15 protein-coding genes are annotated in these 21,228 nt (G+C 36.6%); 11 read left to right on the top strand and 4 right to left on the bottom strand.

The annotated features are described in order from the left end of the window. Positions 1–71: 71 nt before the first annotated feature. Together wecB and ACE1EF_RS17495 are read right to left on the bottom strand one after the other, a co-directional pair. On the bottom strand, positions 72–1,151 hold the full coding sequence (gene wecB / locus ACE1EF_RS17500; protein WP_375721993.1) for a non-hydrolyzing UDP-N-acetylglucosamine 2-epimerase: 1,080 nt from the start codon (positions 1,149–1,151) through the stop codon (positions 72–74). Then, positions 1,148–2,443, bottom strand: a complete 1,296-nt coding sequence (locus tag ACE1EF_RS17495; RefSeq protein WP_375721992.1) for a glycosyltransferase — start codon at positions 2,441–2,443, stop codon at positions 1,148–1,150. Before ACE1EF_RS17495 ends, wecB begins: the two co-directional genes overlap by 4 nt. An 8-nt stretch (positions 2,444–2,451) precedes the next feature. Between ACE1EF_RS17495 and ACE1EF_RS17490 the strand changes: the two genes are divergently transcribed. From ACE1EF_RS17490 to ACE1EF_RS17445, 10 genes are all read left to right on the top strand, one after another. Beyond that, positions 2,452–3,711, top strand: coding sequence for a glycosyltransferase family 4 protein (locus tag ACE1EF_RS17490; protein WP_375721991.1), 1,260 nt, complete (start codon positions 2,452–2,454; stop codon positions 3,709–3,711). Between the two features lie 127 nt (positions 3,712–3,838). Then, positions 3,839–5,980 carry a Gfo/Idh/MocA family oxidoreductase gene (locus tag ACE1EF_RS17485; protein WP_375721990.1) on the top strand — a complete coding sequence of 714 codons (2,142 nt, stop codon included), beginning with the start codon at positions 3,839–3,841 and terminating at the stop codon, positions 5,978–5,980. Between the two features lie 443 nt (positions 5,981–6,423). Further along, positions 6,424–7,326, top strand: coding sequence for a phenylacetate--CoA ligase family protein (locus tag ACE1EF_RS17480; RefSeq protein WP_375721989.1), 903 nt, complete (start codon positions 6,424–6,426; stop codon positions 7,324–7,326). Between the two features lie 323 nt (positions 7,327–7,649). After that, positions 7,650–8,429, top strand: coding sequence for a glycosyltransferase (locus tag ACE1EF_RS17475; RefSeq protein WP_375721988.1), 780 nt, complete (start codon positions 7,650–7,652; stop codon positions 8,427–8,429). An 18-nt stretch (positions 8,430–8,447) separates the two neighbouring features. Beyond that, positions 8,448–9,428 carry an NAD-dependent 4,6-dehydratase LegB gene (locus ACE1EF_RS17470; RefSeq protein ID WP_375721987.1) on the top strand — a complete coding sequence of 327 codons (981 nt, stop codon included), beginning with the start codon at positions 8,448–8,450 and terminating at the stop codon, positions 9,426–9,428. 1 nt (position 9,429) lies between these two features. Beyond that, on the top strand, positions 9,430–10,287 hold the full coding sequence (locus ACE1EF_RS17465) for an NAD-dependent epimerase/dehydratase family protein (RefSeq protein ID WP_375721986.1): 858 nt from the start codon (positions 9,430–9,432) through the stop codon (positions 10,285–10,287). 38 nt (positions 10,288–10,325) lie between these two features. Then, entirely contained in the window at positions 10,326–11,396 is a 1,071-nt protein-coding gene (locus ACE1EF_RS17460) for a nucleotidyltransferase family protein (protein WP_375721985.1), read from the top strand. Beyond that, on the top strand, positions 11,389–12,321 hold the full coding sequence (locus tag ACE1EF_RS17455) for a class I SAM-dependent methyltransferase (protein WP_375721984.1): 933 nt from the start codon (positions 11,389–11,391) through the stop codon (positions 12,319–12,321). The genes ACE1EF_RS17460 and ACE1EF_RS17455 overlap by 8 nt, the downstream gene beginning before the upstream one ends. Beyond that, positions 12,314–13,621, top strand: coding sequence for an oligosaccharide flippase family protein (locus tag ACE1EF_RS17450; protein WP_375721983.1), 1,308 nt, complete (start codon positions 12,314–12,316; stop codon positions 13,619–13,621). Before ACE1EF_RS17455 ends, ACE1EF_RS17450 begins: the two co-directional genes overlap by 8 nt. 44 nt (positions 13,622–13,665) lie before the next feature. Further along, positions 13,666–15,867, top strand: coding sequence for a heparinase II/III family protein (locus tag ACE1EF_RS17445; RefSeq protein ID WP_375721982.1), 2,202 nt, complete (start codon positions 13,666–13,668; stop codon positions 15,865–15,867). A gap of 83 nt (positions 15,868–15,950) precedes the next feature. Here the strand turns inward: ACE1EF_RS17445 and ispG are convergent, their stop codons facing one another. Next, complete coding sequence (gene ispG, locus ACE1EF_RS17440) at positions 15,951–17,681, bottom strand: (E)-4-hydroxy-3-methylbut-2-enyl-diphosphate synthase (RefSeq protein WP_375721981.1); 1,731 nt, start codon at positions 17,679–17,681, stop codon at positions 15,951–15,953. 53 nt (positions 17,682–17,734) lie between these two features. Then, positions 17,735–19,978 carry a RelA/SpoT family protein gene (locus ACE1EF_RS17435; protein ID WP_375721980.1) on the bottom strand — a complete coding sequence of 748 codons (2,244 nt, stop codon included), beginning with the start codon at positions 19,976–19,978 and terminating at the stop codon, positions 17,735–17,737. Between the two features lie 746 nt (positions 19,979–20,724). On the opposite strand from ACE1EF_RS17435, the gene ACE1EF_RS17430 reads away from it, so the two are divergent. Continuing rightward, positions 20,725–21,228 (top strand): RNA polymerase sigma factor, encoded by a 504-nt coding sequence (locus tag ACE1EF_RS17430; RefSeq protein WP_375721979.1) that lies wholly within the window; start codon positions 20,725–20,727, stop codon positions 21,226–21,228.

Genomic DNA, 21,228 nt, shown 5'->3' with positions numbered 1-21,228 from the left:
TTAATAATGAGACAAATACATATATCACAAAGCAAAACATTAAATTTTTACCTTAAAAAATCTAAAAATCCTTACAATTTAAAAATTTCGTTTGCAATCTGTTGTGATGCATCACCATTACCATAAAGCTGGTGGGTAAAATTCTGCTCTTTTTTCATCATATTTTCTGCAGATCTCAATATCTGTTCAGTATCAGCTCCTGCCAAACAATTATATCCATTCCTGACAAGTTCCACCCATTCAGTTTCATCACGCATTGTAACGCAGTATTTCCTGAAAAAGAAAGCTTCCTTCTGAAGACCACCACTATCGGTTAAAATGATTTCTGAATTTTTAATAAGTTCCAGCATATCAAAATACCCAACCGGTTCAATGACTTTAAACTTGTAATCCAGTTGCCTCTGCGCCATTATTTTTTTTGTTCTGGGATGCAGCGGAACAATTACTTCAGTTATTTCAGTCAATGCATTCAGGGCCTCAACGATCGAAGCCAGCCTTTGCCCGTTATCCGTATTCTCTTGCCTGTGAATTGTAGCAAGCAAATATGTTTTACCATTCAGAGCTAAATTATCCAGAATATGTGATTTTTCTGCAGCTTTCGCACTGTAGAATAATGCAGCATCGTACATTACATCACCGGTTCTGATTATTTTGGATCCAAAATTAGAGAAACCCTCTTCGCACAGATTATTTACGGCAGTATCGGTCGGGCAGAATAACAGGTCGGAAATACGATCTGTCAAAATCCGGTTAACTTCCTCTGGCATAGCCATATTAAACGAACGCAGGCCTGCTTCAACATGAGCAACTTTAATTCCCAGTTTTTTCGCTGCAAGCGCTCCTGCTATAGTAGAATTTGTATCCCCGTAAACCATTAATGCATCCGGCTTTTCTTTTAACAGTATTTCTTCAATACCCTCCAGCATTCGTCCCGTCATCGCACCATGTGTTAATGAACTAATGCCAAGGTTATAGTCAGGATGGGGTATTTCCATTTCTTCAAAAAAAACTTCTGACATATTCTGATCGAAGTGTTGACCGGTATGTATAATTACCTCTGACATGTCCGTCTGACGTATGGCTCTGCTGACCGCTGCAGCCTTTACAAACTGCGGTCTGGCTCCAACAACTGTAATAATCTTCTTACTCATAGTACTGATTCAAAGAGTTCAACCATTTTTTTTGTTAACTCGGATCGCTCATAAATTTTTATATTTTCACTTTTACAAGTCAGACATTTATTCCTGAATGCCTTATAAAATGTGATTAAGTCTTTCTTCATTCCTTCCTGATCTTCAAAATCGCTGATACTTCCGGCACCGGTTTCTTTTAAAATATGTGCTAAATCACCATCTTTCGGTCCAATGGCAAAAATTGGCCGACCGGAGGCCAGGTACTCAAAAAACTTTCCGGTTAAAATCCCTTTCGCATTCGGAGTATTGTTCAAAGGTAAATAAAGAACGGCAGCCTTTTGTTCGGCAGCAATCACCTCATTATGGGGAATATAACTTATAAAATTCACATGCTTACTTAATCCGTATTTACCAATATCCCTCGTCACACTAACATCATTTTTCCCCACTAGTATGAGCTCAAAATCATCGCTGAAACCTTCTACATTTTCTATACAAAATGACAGAGATGCCCAGAAATCCGAATGATTTCTGTCTGCATTAATGCTTCCCACATGTACGATTGAAAACTTTTCGGGATACTGAATATGTTCTGTTGTTATATCAGCCTTATCATACCCATTGGTTATCACCTGAATATCGCGATCCACAATTTTTCTAAACTCAGTAGCCATGTTTTCACCTACCGCAACAACCTTATCTGCCTCGCTCAGCACTTTTCTTTCCAGCCTTTTATGCTTCAGATCCGCAAACCGGCTCACCTTAAGCTTGTCATAAAAATCAATCTGCGTCCATGGATCCCTGAAATCTGCCACCCATGGGATATTGGTTTTATGCGACACACGATTTCCTATGACGTGCATGGTGTGCGGCGGACCGGTAGAAACAATCAGATCAACAGGATTATCTTTCAGGTAATTAATTAAATACTTTGAAGCTGGTTTAATCCAGTATTTTTTTGCGTCAGGAATAAAAAGATTCCCACGGATCCAGACGGAGATCGTTTTAGCCACTGAATTACTGTTCTCTTCCTCCAGGAAACCCGCATTTAAAGTCGATTTTTTGGATTTTCCGGTGAATAGCTTATATAAGTTTAACGGCTCCCATATCTTCAACTTTTTTACGACTGCTTTATCCGGAACTTCATTGTTTAATGTATAATCCTGGACCGGCGCTTCCGGGTTCTCAGGTGTAAAGATGACCGGAGTCCAACCATTTTCGGGCAAATACCTGGCAAATTTCAACCAACGCTGAACACCGGCACCACCAGATGGTGGCCAGTAATATGTAATGATTAATACTTTTTTCATACCTGAGCATGCAAATTAAATTAATATTTACCATATATACCATCATATGGGATAATTATAAAATGTTTATAAATGAATTACTACTTTTGCGTGAAATTTATATGCTGATGAAAGTATTAATGGTTCTTGAAAGTGAATTTCCACCTGACGTAAGAGTTGAAAATGAGATTAATGCATTAAGTCAGGCTGGTCATGAAATTCATATTGCCTGTATAACCCTTAAAGGGCAGGACGAGTTAATAAAAAAAAGTAATTATACTATTCATCGAAAAAGGATATCAAAATTCATCCATAAATCAAGTGTTGGAGCTTTAAAATTCAGCTTCTACTTCAGATTCTGGGGAAAGTATCTGAGAGGGATTCTTGTGAAGCAGAAATTTGATGTTATTCATATTCATGATTTACCTTTGGTAAAGGTTGGCGTAACCCTAAAATCAGAGTTTAAACTAAAATTAATTACAGACTTACACGAAAACTGGCCTGCACTCCTAAGTTTATCTGAACACACAAAAAAGCCACTTGGACGTCTCTTATGTTCCATACCCCAATGGAAAGCATACGAAAAATATTATCTTCAATTCCCTGATCATATTATAGTAGTCATTGACGAAGCAAAAAACAGACTTAAAAAACTGGGGATATCAGATGAAAAAATCAGCGTTGTTTCCAATACTTTAAACACAGATCTGTTTGATTTTCCACCTCTAAATGCTGATAAAGATAGATTTACAATGATATATGGCGGTGGTGTTAATTATCACCGTGGATTGCAAACGGTTATCAGAGCCATCCCTGAACTCGTAAAGCAAATAAATAACCTTGAAGTGTGGATTATTGGTTCAGGAAGATACCTTGACACTTTAAAAGAAATGGCACAACAGGAAGGTATTGAAAAAAATGTAATTTTCTGGGGCTGGATGCCTCAAAAAGAGCTGTTGATAAAAATGAATCAATCGAATGTGGCGTTAATACCACATTTAAAAACAGAACACACCGACAACACCATTCCACACAAGTTATTCCAGTATATGTTTGCCGGTATTCCTATAATTTCGTCGAATTGTGACCCTCTTGTCCGAATAATTCAGGAAACCAAAAGTGGTTTAATCTTTGAAGATGGCAATACTTCAGATTTTTGCTCTCAAGTCATGAAAATATACACCAAAAGTGTAAATTTTGATCATAAGCTGGCCAAGGAAAAGATTATAACAAAGTACAATTGGGAGAACGATTCCAGGACTCTTACCGGCATTTATCAAACAATCTAATCTAACATGGATATGTAAATCATAATGGTTGCTCCTTACTTAAGGATTTGTTATGACTTTTGTGGAATTCTTTGTTATTTTTGTGTTCTTATAATAAAGTCACATTAAATAAATTTTCATCTCATACATGTACCAGGCAATTGTAAAGAAAGGAAAAGTTTTATCCGAAAATGTACCACCACCTATAGTTGGCAAGGGACGAATAATCATCAAGGTAGTCTACTCATGTATTTCATCAGGAACAGAGCTTTCAAGTGTTAAAGAGAGCGGAATCACTTTAACACAAAGGTTACTGAAGCAGCCCCAAAAAATTAAAGATGGCATTGAACTCCTAAAAGTAAATGGCATAAATAAAACTATCGGGATCATTAAAGGTATTCAGGAAGGAGGTTTACAGACCGGTTATTCGGCTGCTGGGATTATTATTGCCATAGGGGATGATATTGAAGGATTTGCTATCGGGGATCGGGTTGCCGCATCAGGAGGTGGTTTTGCGAATCATGCCGAATACATATCTGTCCCTGAAAATCTGGTAATGAAAATGCCTGAGAATGTCAGCTTCAAACATGCCTCAACAGTATCTCTGGGAGGAATTGCGATGCAAGGTATTAGGCGTGCAGAATTAATGCTTGGAGAGTATTGTGTTGTAACAGGCGCCGGAATTTTAGGATTGCTGACCATACAAATGTTAAAAGCTTCAGGGATCAGGGTTGCTGCAATTGATCCGGATATTAATCGTTTACAACTAGCTCAAAAATACGGAGCTGAAATTACGCTTGATCCCACAAGTGAAGATATCAAAGAGATGATCCAATCCTGGACAAACGGACATGGAACAGATGCCGTTATATTTACTGCGGCAACAAACAGCAGTTCACCGTTGTCACTGGCATTTCAGATGTGCAGAAAGAAAGGTCATGTGGTGTTGGTTGGCGTATCAGGAATGGAGATTGACAGAAAAGACATATATTCAAAGGAGCTGGATTTCCGGATCTCTACATCATACGGGCCTGGAAGATATGATGACAACTATGAAATTAAGGGCCTTGATTATCCTTATGCTTATGTAAGATGGACTGAAAACAGAAACATGTCTGAATATCTGAGATTAATTTCTTCGGGTCATATTCAGATTGAATCTATGATATCTGATGAGTTCCCTATCGAGAAAGTATCAGAAGCTTTTGAATCCTTAAGGAGCAATAAAAAACCAATTATATCGCTCCTCTTTTATGGTGAGCCGGAGGGTAATGAAGTAGAAAAATACTATTCTGTTGCAAAGAATGTATCTTTTCAACATTCAACCGTACAAAATGACAATGTCAATGTTGCTCTGGTGGGAGCCGGAAATTTTGCAATGTCCATGCATTTACCAAATATTAAAGCTTTAAACAAAAAATACAATCTATATTGTGTTGATAACAGAACAGGGATTAAGGCAAATAATATTGCACAACAATACGGAGCAAAATATGCAACTTCCGATCTGAAGGAAGTGCTTGATGATCCTGAGGTTGACCTAATATTAATTTCAACAAGACATGACAGTCATGCCGATCTGGTACTCAAAGCATTAAAAGCAGGCAAAAACGTTTTTGTTGAAAAACCTTTGTCAACCAATATTGACGAATTGGAAAGCATCAAGGAATTCTATGCAAAGCATGACGGTCCTAAACCTCTTTTAATGACAGGATTTAACCGTAGGTTTAGTCCAATATGTAAAGAGATTAAATCCCATACTGATAAACGAATCAATCCTCTTTTCATCCAGTACAGAATGAATGCCGGTTATATTGCAAAAGATCATTGGGTACATGAAAACGGAGGTAGAATTGTAGGAGAAGCATGCCACCTTATTGATCTCATGACATTTTTTACCGGTTCAAGAATATCAAGTATAAGCTGTGAATCTATAAGTCCTGTAACGGAGAAGGTTAGCTCCTCAGACAATAAATCCATCACTCTTAAATATGCAGACGGATCAGTTTGTAATATTCAATACTTTTCACAGGGGAATAAAAATTTATCCAAAGAATATATGGAAGTCCATTTTGATGGTAAATCCATTATAATGGATGACTATAAACGATTAAAAGGCTACGGTATTAAGATACATGAGTTTAATGATGACCAAAGTAAAAAAGGTCAGCGTGAAGAACTCCTGGAGTTATATGACTCCCTTAAATCAAAAGATAAATCATGGCCGATTGAACTCTGGGATATGATCCAGACTACCGAAACATCTATTCTGATTTCATCCAAATGCTGAATTTTCTTAAAAAAATATATTATAAACTTCCACAGTCTCTTTTCTGGGGTTACCCAACATATAAAAAAATAACAAAGCTTATAAAAGACACTGAATTTCAAAACAAGGACTTACTAAGCGAATTTCAGTTCAAGCAGTTAAAATCAATTGTTAACTACTGCTGGCATAATATTGAAGGGTATCATAATCATTGGAAAAGCAATGGGTTTGAACCTAAAATGCTTCAATCTCTATCAGATTTAGAAAAAATACCTTGTATAAGCCGGGAGATACTGAAAGACAATATTGGTTTTTTTTCTAACAAAAAGCTGAAAGGAATTCAACACATCACAACCGGAGGCTCCTCCGGAGAACCCTTTGGATTTTATCATCAAAATAAAAATATATTTATCGAACTCGCTTTTATACATGATTTATGGTCAAGGTTTTTACCTGAGATAAATATGAAGACCAAACGTGTTGCGCTCAGAGGTCATAAAATTGAGGGCTTATACTATATAAAACCTTCAAATGTAATGCTTCTCTCCTCATATTCTCTGGATGTTGAAAATGTAAAAATCATCCTTGAGGCTATCAGACAATACAATGCTCCAATTCTCCATGTCTATCCGTCCTCTGTTTACCTGCTGGCTAAAATCATTAAAGATAATCAATTAACGCTGTCTCATCACTTCAAACTGATTGCACTAAGTTCTGAACCATTAATGCAACATCAGAAGAATTTAATCAAAGATGTTTTTCATACCAACCTTTCCCATTGGTATGGACATACTGAAAAAGCTGTATTAGCGGGATATTGTGAAAAAGAAGATACGTTCCATATTTATCCCCAGTATGGAATAACTGAAATTCTGAATAGTGATGGAAGTCCAACTCCTGCCGGGAAAACAGGGGAAATTGTAGGAACCAGCTTCTGGAATCTTGCGACACCGTTTGTAAGGTACAAAACGCAGGATTTTGCCGAAGTTGGAGCTGATTCCTGCGCTTCGTGTGGAAGAAACTACAAAATACTGAACAGAATTGAAGGTAGATTACAGGATTATGTGATAGATAAAGATGGACATTTAATATCACTTACAGCATTGATTTTTGCCCAACATTTTAAAGCTTTTGAAAACATTGTTTCATTAAAACTGGAACAATATGAGAAGGGTATTGTAAATGTAAATATTGTTCCGGATAAACACTTCTCTCCGGCAGATCAGGCTGAAGTGAAACAGGTGATGCAGGATGTTACTGGCGGAAGGCTAACTGTAAACATTCATATTACAGATAAGATTGAAAGGACAAAAGCGGGGAAACAACCCTTTTTAAAACAGAACCTAAATGTAAATGAATACCTGTAATGAATGAAGGGAAAAAAATATTTATGTTTGGGCCGGGGCAGGGCCATAATATTAAGAAATGGCTGGACTATTTTAATAATAATGAAGAATATGAACTTACCTTCCTGTCTAATACTAAGTTCGGCTTTTCAACTTCCCAGGCAAAAATCCTGGAAAAAAAATCTCTGTTAAACCTTTTTTTTCTTATTCCCCGCATAAGAAAAACAAAATTTGATATTGCTATCATTCATGGTGGGTTCAACTGGAGAGTATTGTTTATATTGGTGTTCTTTCTTAAGTTTGAAAGAAGTGTCTTTATTCCCTGGGGAGTAAAGATTACCGAAATGGCTTCAGCCAAAAATATTGGAGGGTGGGTTTACAGGCTGTGTTTTAAAAAAATTCATACAATAACAAGCACCTACTCCATTGGAAAAGCATTTAATGAAAGACTACCAATGTTTAATGATAAATTACTTTTATTTTTTTGGGGTCTTGATTTTGATATTTTAAATAAGAAGGCATCTCTTACTGAGTTTACGAAAACGTTTTTAAACAGCATAAAAGAAAGTGATATCTTTATTTTTTATCCCCGATCGATAATTCGCATTACAAGGTTTGATCTGTTAATTGAAGCTATGAACATTATAAAATACGACTTACCTAAAAATACGAGGATTATTATCTGGCACGGTAATGTCACTGATTCTGAATATGAACATGAGTTAAAAGCTAAAGTGAATTCATATGGATTAGATACATATATCCGTTTTATCAAACATCCATATTTACCCGATCGTGATATATATGAAATTTGGAAAAGAACCGATTTTTCAATTAATATCATTGAATCAGATGGATTGAGTAGTCAATTCATGGAGGCATTAATATTTGAAAAACCAATTTTATTATCCGGAATATCAACATATACACCATTTAATGATTCATACAACCTAAAACTCGATTTCGTTGAAAACAATGTGAATGATGTTGTAAAAGGTTTAAAATATATGTTTTCATGTTACGGTGAATATAATCGCGAAATCCTTACCAAAAGAAGGGAATTCGCATTGAAACATTTTAACTTTGAAGAGAATGTGAATATATTGCTGCGCCGGTTGCAGTAAAATAAGACAATACAAACTATGAAGAATGTTTTAGTCACAGGTGCTGACGGATTTATCGGATCACACCTAACAGAATTGCTTCTGGAGCAAGGGTTTAAAGTTCGTGCATTATCGATGTATAATTCATTCAACTACTGGGGATGGCTGGAAGACTTAAGAAATAGTCCAGATCTGGAAATCGTTTCCGGCGATATCAGAGATCCACATTTTTGTAATACCATCGTAAAAGGCATGGATGCAGTATTCCATCTTGCGGCTCTGATCGCAATTCCGTATTCATATGTAGCACCGGATTCATATGTTGATACTAATATCAAGGGAACTTTAAATATTTGTCAGGCAGCAAAAGAAAATGGTGGAATAAGGGTAATTCACACCTCTACGTCAGAAGTTTATGGGACCGCACAATATGTGCCCATTGATGAAAAACATCCTAAACAACCTCAGAGTCCTTATTCAGCATCTAAAATTGGTGCAGATGCAATAGCGATGAGTTACTTTAACGCTTTTAATCTTCCGGTCACTATTGCAAGACCGTTTAACACATTTGGCCCCAGACAATCTGCGAGAGCCATAATACCAACTATAATTACGCAAATACTGAATGGCACAAAAGAAATTAAGCTCGGTGACCTTAGCCCAACACGCGATTTTAATTTTGTAACAGATACCTGTAATGGTTTTATTGAAATCTCTAAAACGGATAAAACAACCGGGCGCGAGATTAATATAGCTTCAAATTTTGAAGTATCAATGCGGGATACTTTGAATATTATTAAAGATATCATGGGCTCTGATATAGAATTCACAACTGACAACCAAAGGCTTAGGCCATCAAAATCAGAAGTATTCCGGCTATGGGGTGATAATACTCAAATCAAAACACTTACAGAATGGACCCCTCAATTTACACTAGAGGAAGGCTTAAGGGTTACCTGTGAATGGTTTTCAGATAAAAAGAATCTGGCGAAGTATAAATCTGATATTTACAATCTTTAAAATGAGAATTGCAATCACAGGAAGTTTTGGATTTATCGGGAAACATCTGAAAAATGCGATTCAGCTTAATTTTCCTGATTATAGCATTATTGAACTGGATATTAATAATGGTTATGATCTTACAAATAAAGATTCGCTGAATTCAATTTCTGATTTTGATTTACTGATTCATCTGGCTGGCAAATCTTTTGTACCCGAATCATTTAACATGCCACATGAATATTATTATACCAATGTGGTTAGTACTTTAAACGCATTGGAGTTGTGCAGAAAGAAGAATGCACGCTTCATATTTTTCAGTTCTTATGTATATGGTGAACCGGAATATTTGCCAATAGACGAAAATCATCCTCTAAAAGCATTTAATCCATATGCTCAAACTAAAATAATAGGTGAAGAGTTATGCAAAGGTTATCATCGTGATTTTAATATTCCTGTCCTAATATTCAGACCTTTCAATATTTATGGACCAGGACAGAATGAAAATTTTTTGATTCCTAAAATTATAAGTGAAGTTAAAAAAGGCAATACGTCAGTTAAGCTAAAAGATGCAAGACCCCGCAGAGATTTTATTTATATAACTGATGTTATTGATGCCATTATCAAAGCTTGCAGTACAGATTTTGATTATGAAACATTAAATATTGCCTCTGAAAAAAGTTATTCAGTAAAAGAATTAACCGATATCATAAAAATGGTATCTGAAAATACATCTTTACAATTCATATTTGATGAAAATACAGTACGCAAAAACGAAGTATTAGAAACTGTTGGATCGAATAAGAAAATAAAAAGTGTATTAAACTGGGAACCAAAGGTATCACTAAAAAAGGGTATAGAGTTATACTTAAATTCATAAAAGTCATCTGCTAAAATTAATTTTTGAATAAGGCAAAAATGGACGATAAAAAGATTAAGGCTATTTCAATTCAAAAGGATGCAAAAATTCTGGACGCACTTAAACAAATGGATCAGAGTACGAAAAAACTACTTTTGGTTTTTGATGGTATTGAGTTTTTAGGGCTTTTAAGTATTGGAGATATTCAAAGAGCCATAATAAACAATACGGATTTAAACGGTTCGTTAACCGGCATTCTGAGAAAAAAAATAACACTAAGTTATTCAACTGAATCTTTTGATGTTATAAAACAAAGAATGCTGGAATACAGAACTGAATGTATGCCTGTGATCGATACTGACGGAAACCTGAGTGATGTCTATTTTTGGGAAGATGTGTTCATTGATAAGGAAAAAAGCAAGTCACAAATAAAACGCCTTCCGGTACTAATTATGGCTGGAGGACAAGGAACCCGATTAAGACCAATGACAAACGTTCTACCAAAACCTCTGATACCCCTCGGTGAAAAAACCATTATTGAAGAGATTATGGACAGATTTTGTGAAGTTGGATGTAACGATTTTTTCCTGTCTGTGAACTACAAAGCAGAAATTATAAAACACTATTTTGAGACATTAAACAATCCTGATTATAATATTGAATATTTCCAGGAGGATCAACCTCTGGGAACTGCAGGTTCCTTGTTTCTTTTAAAAAATAAAATAGCTACAACTTTTTTTGTGTCAAATTGCGACATACTTATCGACCAGGACATCAGTGAGATATACGATTATCACAACCGCAATAAAAACGAACTTACCATGGTTGCTGCACTCAAACATTATAATATTCCATATGGAACAGTGGAAACAGTAGAAGATGGCTTATTAGATACAATTTCTGAAAAACCTGAGATTGTTTTTAAAATTAACACTGGATTCTACATCCTGGAACCACACCTTCTGAATGAGATCCCGGAAAATGAATTCTTTCATATAACAGAACTTATTGAAAAAATTAAAAAAAGAGGTGGTAAAGTTGGTGTGTTTCCAATAAGTGAGAAGTCATGGACAGATATTGGAGACTGGAAAGAGTATTTAGGATTAATAAATTTAAAGCAAAATGATTGATCGCTGTACTATATGCAATTCTGATGATATATCAGAATATAAATCGATAATCGGTCCATATACTGAATCTCCTTATACATTGTATAAATGTAACGCATGTCAATCATTTTTCTTTGATGAAGCTGAGCACAATATAGACTTAGCATCGCTTTACAATTTTGAGACTAAAAAACATGATTCTAAATTTGTCGTCAGAAAATACTGGACAGATGAAGTAAATTATATTATAAGGACATTAGAATCACCTAAAAAAAATCTTAAAGTTTTAGATGTAGGATGCAGAACTGGTGATTTTTTAATGCATTGGGATAAAAACCACGAGTTATATGGAGTTGAACTAAATGAGTTTAATGCTGGCATTGCTCAAGAAAGAGGACTGAATATATACTGCGATTTCATAGAAAATATAGAATTTGATAAGAAATTTGATGTCATAACCTGTTATGCTCTTCTGGAACATATCGCGAGACCGGTCAAATTATTGGAGAAACTGATCTCAATACTGGAAACAGACGGAATATTGGTAATTCTTATCCCTTCAATTGAAACAAAACTGGTAGAAAAACTACAAAAGAGAAATCTTCATTGGCATATGTTTACGCCACCTGAACATTTATCATTCTATTCCAGACAGTTTCTCGATCACTTTATGGTTAAGCATGGCATGAACCTAAATAAAAGAAAATATACATCGGGTGGATTAGCAGGAAGATATTCGAAGCGATCACCTTATTACGAAATTTTTAAGAACCCTGATTCAGAGCGCCTGGCATCCTATTATAACGCTACACTTGATATTAAGCCAAAACGGATTTACATTTGGCAAACCAAGATTCTAACTATACTGGAAAGATTCCTGCCAAATAAATATCCCTATTACGACCATATGTATTCTTACTATCGAAAAAGTTCAACGAATGTTTAAATCTCAGTTTAACACATTGGTTTTGAACGCAAAGCAAATTCTGAGCGATGTTGGGAAAATGGGGTTCTTCCATTTATTATCGGCAAATTTCTTTATTCAGATTATAACGTTCTCTTCGGGTTTATTTGTAGCATGGATTTTATCTCCGGAACAAATTGGGCAGATAAAGGTACTGCAAACATACAGTGGCCTGGCCATCATAATTGCAGGTCTTGGGTTTAATACCTCAACCTTAAAACTATGCTCTGAAAAAAGAGGATCTGAAGAAACCTATTATTTATTTAAAAAAGCAATACACTATACGGTAATCTCCACCATAGTAGCTTACCTGATATTTTCAGCGCTTGCATTCATGGGGCTGATTTCAGCAGACCCAATTATTAACAAGGTATTACCATTATATTTTATTGCCCTTTTCCCATTGACGCTCAACTACCTGCAAATTTCATACTTGCAGGCCTTAAAACGAATTAAAGAACTTGCTTCAATTCAGACTATCACAAAACTTATATCACTGTTTCTTATTATAGGACTTACATATTTCTTTGGTTTTAAGGGCTTTATATACAGTACTATTGCAGGGAGTACATTAACGTTTATCGTAATGTTCAGAAGAACCTGTATTAAGCAAGAAAACAGAAAGAAATTCAATTTCAAACATGCTTTCAGGACACACTGGTTTTATGCGAAATTTTCATTTCTGGCGAATGCCTTAAGCAATATTAGTTTATATCTGGATATATTCTTATTAAACTACTTTATTTCAGACCGAACAGAACTTGGATATTATAGTTTTGCCATTACCTTAATTATTGTTTTACGACTCTTCACAACTACTGTACAGCAAATTACAACACCCTATTTTTCCGAAAGATCAAATAATAAAGATGAATGGAAAAGAGTTTTCAAGAAATATAACCGGCTTCTGTTTCTTTTATCCATACTCATTGGAATAGCTGCATTCATAAGTATTAAGCCCGCATTACATTTAATGTTCTCAGGTAAATATGACAATTCGGTTATATATTTCAGATACTTAATTTTAGCATGGTTTTTCAGAAACATGTATGCACTCAGAGGAGTTGCACTATTAGGTTTGGGAAAAATTAACTTAAACTTTTATGCTTCACTAATTGCATTACCGGTTAATTCAGGATTAATGTACTATTTTATTACTCAGTATAATACAATAGGAGCAACGTACGGAAGCATAGCAGGTGCAATATTTTCATATTTGATCATGTACGCAATGTTTCAATCTGTACTTAATAATAATTTGTCTATAAAAAGAAAAACATAAATTTATACCAATAGACATACTTAACAGTAAAACCCGTTATCATAATGCCTTCAGCAGGATATTATATAAAACTGGCAAAGAAGATGCCATTGAAAAAGGTGATACCTCGCTTTTTTAGTTTTCTGCGCCGTATTCTATCTGAATATATTTATAAACTGAATCGCATTTTTTTTGCATATAAAACCCGTTCAGGTATTTCCTTGCTAAATTACACCCTGCCGCTACAGAACAATATTACTATTGATCCTGCAGTGCAGAATACGTTGTCTGATTACTATATTTCACACCGTTTTGATTTGTTAGGAAGTGGTTGGGTAGGTGTTGGGTATGGTGATGACTCATTGGGTCTCGAAGGATCGCATTATAGTATGAATGTGAAGATTGAGAATTTCGATAAAAAAGGAGAATGGCTACGTAAAATTCTGAGAAAAAACGATTTCAGGAAGTCTGCGTCTATATGGAAGATGATAAACGATGAGAACTATAAACCAATTGACTGGCAAAAAGACTTCAAGTCCGGATTCAGATGGAGCAATAAAACATATTTCAAAAACTGCAGAAAAAATATTGTAGGGGAACTTAAAGGTGTCGATATTAAAGTTCCATGGGAATTATCTCGTTTGCAGCATTTTACTCAACTGGCTTTATTTGCATATTCAACAAATTTAAAAGATAAATACATTTATGAATTCAGATGTCAGATTCTGGATTTTATTGCGACCAATCCACCACAAATGGGAGTATGCTGGACATGCACAATGGACGTTGCAATCAGGGTTACAAACATCCTGCTATCCTACTTTATGTTTAAGCCTTTGGATGATACCGGTATATTAGACGATGAATTTGAAAAAGTATTGGCTGAATCCGTTTTTGAGCATGGTAAACATATTTTCGATAATCTTGAATGGCACTATGAACTTACAAGCAATCATTATCTTTCAAATATTGCAGGATTACTGTTTGCTTCGGCATACCTGCAGGATGATAAAGATGTTAATAAATGGTTGAGTTTTTCGGCTAATGAATTAATTAATGAATTTGATAAACAGTTCTACACTGATGGCTCCTCATGTGAAGCCAGCACAAGCTATCACCGCCTTAGTGGAGAAATGGTTTTATATTCAACTGCTCTTCTGTCAGGACTTGGAAAACAAAAAACAGCTATCCTAAGAGATTTTAGCAGGTACAATTCAAAATTACCATCCAGATTGAGGTCAGAACAACAGTTTTCTATTGAAAATGATAAGTTTCAATTTCCTGAATGGTACATAAGCAGACTCTATAAGCTAAGCGAATTTACAAAAATCTGCACAAAACAAAATGGGGAGGTTGTACAAATTGGAGATAACGACAGTGGCAGATTTGTTAAACTGTCACCTGTTGGAAAACTTATCTCAGTGATAAAAGCAGAAGAAAAATATTTAAATCTGAAAGGATATGCTAAACTCATATCCGGCTATGCGAAAAACAACGAATTATTCTGGGATGAAAACATTTTAAATCATAGTACTTTTTTATGGTTATCAGAAAAATTATTTAAAAATAAAACAAACAGCTCATCAGATACACCAGAAAGTCAAATTATTGGCTTATTAGCCAATAACAGAATGCTGGATACTACAAGTGATTCCACAATAACATTCAAAACAGACGCAAATACCAGTAAAACGCTTAATTATATACATGAGTCAGCCATAAAAATCCCTGTAGAATTACTGGAAGAAATACAGTCAGACAAACAGCTTTATCAATACCCTGATTTTGGGCTTATCGTAATTAAATCCAGGCATTTATTCTTAAGTATAATGTTAGGACACAGAGCCAGAAAATATTGTAATTGGGGCCATTCGCATAACGATAAATTATCCGTTGAACTGATGATTGACAATAATACATTTTTTTCAGACCCAGGCACTTATCTCTATACACCAGTTAAAAACCAACGAATGAGGTTTATCTCGACGAGTGCGCATTCAACATGTTTTATAGATGACAAAGAGCAGACTGACTTTAAAGATATTTTTACGGTTAATCCTGACTATGATATTTCAATTAATGTGCTAAATAAGGATCAAATAGACTTAGTTCTTAAATATAAAGACATTGAGCACAGAAGAATTATAGAATTTAAGAACGAAGCTGTTTATATTACAGATCAATCAAATAAACCAATTAATGACAAGGCTATTAAATTCCCCTATTTTTCAAATGGTTATGGTAAATTAATGTATTCTGAAATCTAAGCCGATCAGACAAGATGATTGCCTTGTGAAAAACTTATACTGCAATAATCCATATTTTTAATTAAACCAGACATTACTGATATTTAATTAAGTTCTTCCACCCAATCCCCGTTCTCTTTAATAAGACTTATCAGTTTTTCAACTGCATCATCTTCAGGAATATTTTTTTCGATACATGTTTTGCCCTTATAAAGGCTGATCCGGCCTCTTCCAGCACCCACATAGCCATAATCAGCATCAGCCATCTCCCCGGGGCCGTTAACAATACATCCCATGATGCCAATCTTCAGGCCTTTAAGATGTGATGTTCTGGCTTTGATCCGGGCAATTGTTTTTTGCAGATCAAACAATGTTCTGCCACATCCCGGACATGAAATATAATCCGGTTTGGTCATTCGGTCCCGTGATGCCTGCAAAATAGAAAATGCTGTCTGCACCAATGTTTCCGGTGATTGATTTTCATCTTCAAGCCACAGTCCATCTCCTAAACCGTCTAAAAACAGAATACCTGCATCTGTTGCTGCTTTAAGCATGAAAGTTTCTTTGTCTCGTTCGGCATAAGATAATTTAAAAACAACCGGATTCTTAATGCCATTTTCCAACAATCTGAATCGCAGACTTCTTAATGCTGCATGAATGTTTTTATTCCCAGTAGATAATACCAAAACAGTTTTTTCATTCAGGCTAACCAAATCAGATTTATCAAAATCATCTTTCAATTCCACAAACGAAATCTCTTCGTTATCTGAATAAAGTCTGCTTTCCTTAAATATCAGATCCGGACGAAAATCACCTTTCTGTTCAACGGATCCAACCACAACCGGCACATTTTCTCCACCAACCTGCTTAACCGGATCAGAGATAATCTTTGAATAAATAAACGGATGATAAAGGGATGTAATAAACTCTTCCACCGTCGTGTGTCCCGCTCTTTCAGTTACGTAATCAACCAGCGTTTTGGCCACAGGAATTTCCAGTTCCGGGTCCTCACTTAATGAAACCCTGATTGTGTCCCCAATTCCATCCACCAATAGTGCACCAATTCCAACGGCAGATTTAATACGACCATCCTCGGCATCTCCGGCCTCGGTCACCCCAAGATGAAGCGGGTAATTCATTCCTTCCTGTTCCATTGTTTTTACCAGTAGTCTCACGGTATGAACCATAATCCTGGTGTTACTGGCTTTAATGGACAGTACAATATTATTAAACCCAACCTCGTTGGCAATACGCAGATACTCCATACACGATTCCACCATGCCCTCCGGTGTATCGCCATACCGGCTCATGATCCGATCGGATAAGGAACCATGGTTCACACCGATACGGATAGCAGTTCCGTTTTTCTGACAAAGGGCAAGAAAAGGCAAAAACTTGTATCTGATGTTGGCCAGTTCTTCTGTATATTCCTGTTCGGTATAATCGATGGATTTGAATTGCTTGGCGGGATCCACAAAATTTCCCGGATTGATCCGCACCTTATCAACTTTTTCTGCGGCTACGAGTGCAGCCCTGGGATTGAAATGAATATCGGCAACAACGGGCGTCTTGTACCCTCTGGCAATTAGCGCACTTTTAATTGTACCAAGATTCTCTGCCTCGCGCGTACCCTGCGCGGTCAACCTGACCAATTCCCCACCAGCTTCAATAATCCGGATGGCCTGGGCAACACTGGTTTCCGTATCATTTGTATCCGTGTTCGTCATCGACTGGATCCGGATTGGAGCCTTACCTCCGATGGTTAAATCTCCAATTTCAACTTCACTGGTTTCCCAACGCTTGTATCGTGTCAGATTTATATAATTGCCGGACATAATTTTCGGTTTTGTGCAAAGGTAATCAAAGATATTTAGCGGAAAATTTCCTGTTATTTCTGTGACAGCTGCGACTGTTCAACGCGCTGTACATTTGTAATACCTTTAATTTTTACAATTTTAAAAATCAGATTATTCACATCTTCCACATTGTGTACATACAAGTGAATAATGCCTTCAAAAACACCATCATGCGATCCGAAATGAACCTCCCTCATGTTCACATCCTGATCTTCTGAGATCACCTTGGATATCTGGCTGAGCATTCCCTGCTTATCTATGCCGTTGATTTTTATGATGGATAAAAATGAATGCAGTTTATGCGAGATCCAGGTTGCATCCACAATCTGGTTTCCGTAGTTCGACATTAGTTTTATAGCTTTCTCACACTGTCTTTTATGCAGCACTACATTATCATTTTCATCCACATAACCTATCACATCATCACCCGGAATTGGATTGCAACAGGTTGCCACCGTATAATCGATATCCGACTTATCATCAGTCAGCTGAATTGATTTGCGTTTGCTGATGGGCTGCGAATCCTGCTTCTTTTCAGGTGTCTGCTTATTCTTTTTATTCCCGAACTGTAAGCGCCAGTATTTGACTATTTTACTCTGTGTTTTTTCCCTGAGAATATCCTGTAGATTATCAATTTCAATGTTCTCCCGGCCGATATTGTACATCAGTTCTTCGCGGGTTTCCACATCAAAATAAGCCTCCAGCTTCTTCAGAATTCTGGAATTTGTGGTTAGTTTTAACTTATTCAGTTTTTCCTCAAGTCTTTTTTCTCCGGCTTTAATAAACTTCTTACGCTCATTTTTAAAGATCCCTTTTATCTTTGACTTGGCCCGTGCTGTTGTCACAAAACTGAGCCATTCTTCCTGAGGCTTTTGTTTACTGGAAGTAATGATTTCAACCTGGTCTCCACTCTTTAGTTTGTGACTTAGCGGAACAAGATTATGGTTCACTTTCGCACCAATACACTGTAACCCAAGTTCCGTGTGGATTTCAAAAGCAAAATCCAGTGCTGTTGCCCCCTGAGGAAGGACTTTCATTTCTCCCTTTGGCGTAAAAACCATTATCTCCTGTGAAAACAGATTGAGCTTGAAATCATTCATAAACTCAATAGCATTGCTTTCCGGTGTTTCCAGCAACTCCCTGATGGTTTTCAACCAGCGTTCCAGTTCCGTTTCATTCGAATCAGGTCCCGATTTGTACTTCCAGTGTGCCGCATAGCCTTTCTCCGCAATTTCATCCATCCGCTGACTTCTGATCTGGACCTCGAACCAGCGACCTTTTGGTCCCATAACAGTCATGTGCAATGCCTCATATCCATTGGCTTTAGGCACACTGATCCAGTCCCTGATGCGGTCCGGCTTTGGCCTGTATATGCTTGTTATGGCAGAATAGATATTCCAGCACTGTACTTTCTCATCAAGGTAAGTTTTGGGTTCAAACACGATTCTGGTAGCCATCAGGTCAAAAACTTCTTCAAAAGGAATGTCCTTCTGCTGCATCTTCTTCCATATGGAATAGACGGATTTAATCCGTTTTTTAATGGTAAAGTTAAAATCCAGAATTTTCAGTCGCTCCTCAATGGGCTTTGTAAACTGACGGAACAACTCATCGCGTTCTTCCTCTGAATGGCTTATTTTAGATGCCAGATCAGCGTAGGTGGCCGGATGTTCATATTTGAAAGCCAGATCTTCCAACTCACTTTTTATGTTGTACAAACCCAGTCTGTGACTCAATGGAGCATAGACAAACAAGGTTTCTGCCGCAATCTTATACTGCTTGTGCGGCGGCATGGAACCGAGTGTTCGCATGTTATGTAACCTGTCGGCTATTTTAATCAGGATCACCCTGATATCATCCGACATAGTCAACAAAAGTTTCCTGAAATTTTCGGCCTGTATGGAATCGGATTTAAAGGTGGTCGCACCGGCAATCTTGGTCAGCCCATCTACAATGGATGCTATTTTGGGATTAAACATCTGCTCCATCTCTTCAATGGTGTATTCCGTATCCTCCACCACATCGTGTAGCAAAGATGCCGATATGGAGGTTGCCCCAAGGCCTATCTCTTTAGCCACTATTTCAGCTACAGCTATCGGATGCATAATATAGGGCTCACCCGACCTGCGACGCATGCCATCGTGGGCCTGGTAGGCCAGCTGAAATGCCTTTTGAACAATAGCTATATTCCCGTTTGGGTTTACTGCTTTGTAGTAGTTCAAAAGATCATCAAACTGATCGTTTATGAGCTTTATTTCTTCCGGTTGAAAATCTGACATAACCCTTTTCTAAGCGCTAAAGTATGAAAAAAGATATATATATAACACTTGAAGTAAATAATGTTATTTCTTTCTTTTAAAAATTTAGGAATTAATAGAGAATCAGGTATCAGGTATCAGGAATCAGGACTTAGGAATCAGGACTTATGTCTTTACGTGATATAATGTAAGGAAAGAACTTGACTAAAGATTATATCTGATGAAGAGGACGACTTTATTTGACTCACCCCAAACCGTAGTTCTAACACATCAATTTCAAGACTGCCCTCTCTTTCACTCCACTCCTCTTCGTGACATAGAGGGACTGTTTCGACATAAAAACTGAACATAGTTATTCCAATTCTATTTGCCTGATTGCAATCATTGCTAAATACTTACAAATCTATTCCAATCGCACCCCTAATCAAATGTATCTGTACAGGCACCCTCCCTGGGACCGATTGAAAATCGGGGTTAGGGAGGGCAGGTTATACTTATATGTGCAGGTTTGAAAGAAACCAGGGAGGGTCAGGCAAATATTTATAACCCGTGGAGAGAGTAGGGTAAAAATGAATAAAACCTTAATTCTAATAGCATCTCGTTTTAATCCTTAAATATTTTAGCACAAACTATAGTGTCATTTAGAAGAACTTATTCGTGGATCGTTGTCTTGATTCTTGCATCTTGGTTCTTGTATCTAAAAATTTTACTTTTAATGTCACTTTTTTGTGACTTGTGGAACATATTACTGAGTTTGTTACTAAACAATGACGGATACCCAAAAGCAACATACCTTTTTAGCCTTACTGGAACCGGAGCATCAGGCCTTGTCTGACTATTGCAGGGCGGTACAACGGAACCGGCATAATGCTGAAGACTTAATGAGCGATACCTTGCTCGTTGCTTTTGAGAACCTTAACAAACTCCGTGACCGTTCTGCTTTTCGATCGTATCTTTTTGGAATTGCATGCCGGCTAAGCAAAAAGAGATACCGGAATGAGAAAAAATCGGGTGAATGGAATAATGAAAAAGCCAACAGCCTTATTTCAAATTCTTCCTCTCCTGATGCAAACCTTGATGTTCAGGCGCTTTATAACGCACTTGATCAACTTCCTGAAAAACAAAAGAACGCACTGATCCTTTTTGAGATCAACGGCTTTTCTATCCGTGAGGTCAGTGATATTCAAAACAGTTCGGAAGATGCAGTAAAGCAGCGCTTAAAACGCGGACGAGAAAAGTTAGCCAAACGACTTGGAGCAAAAAATGAGTAA

This window comes from Quyinboa sediminis (assembly GCF_042219855.1).
Classification (GTDB): domain Bacteria; phylum Bacteroidota; class Bacteroidia; order Bacteroidales; family UBA5342; genus JBHJHP01.
Note: the sequence above shows the minus strand (reverse complement) of the source record. Positions and strands in the feature narration are given on the sequence as shown.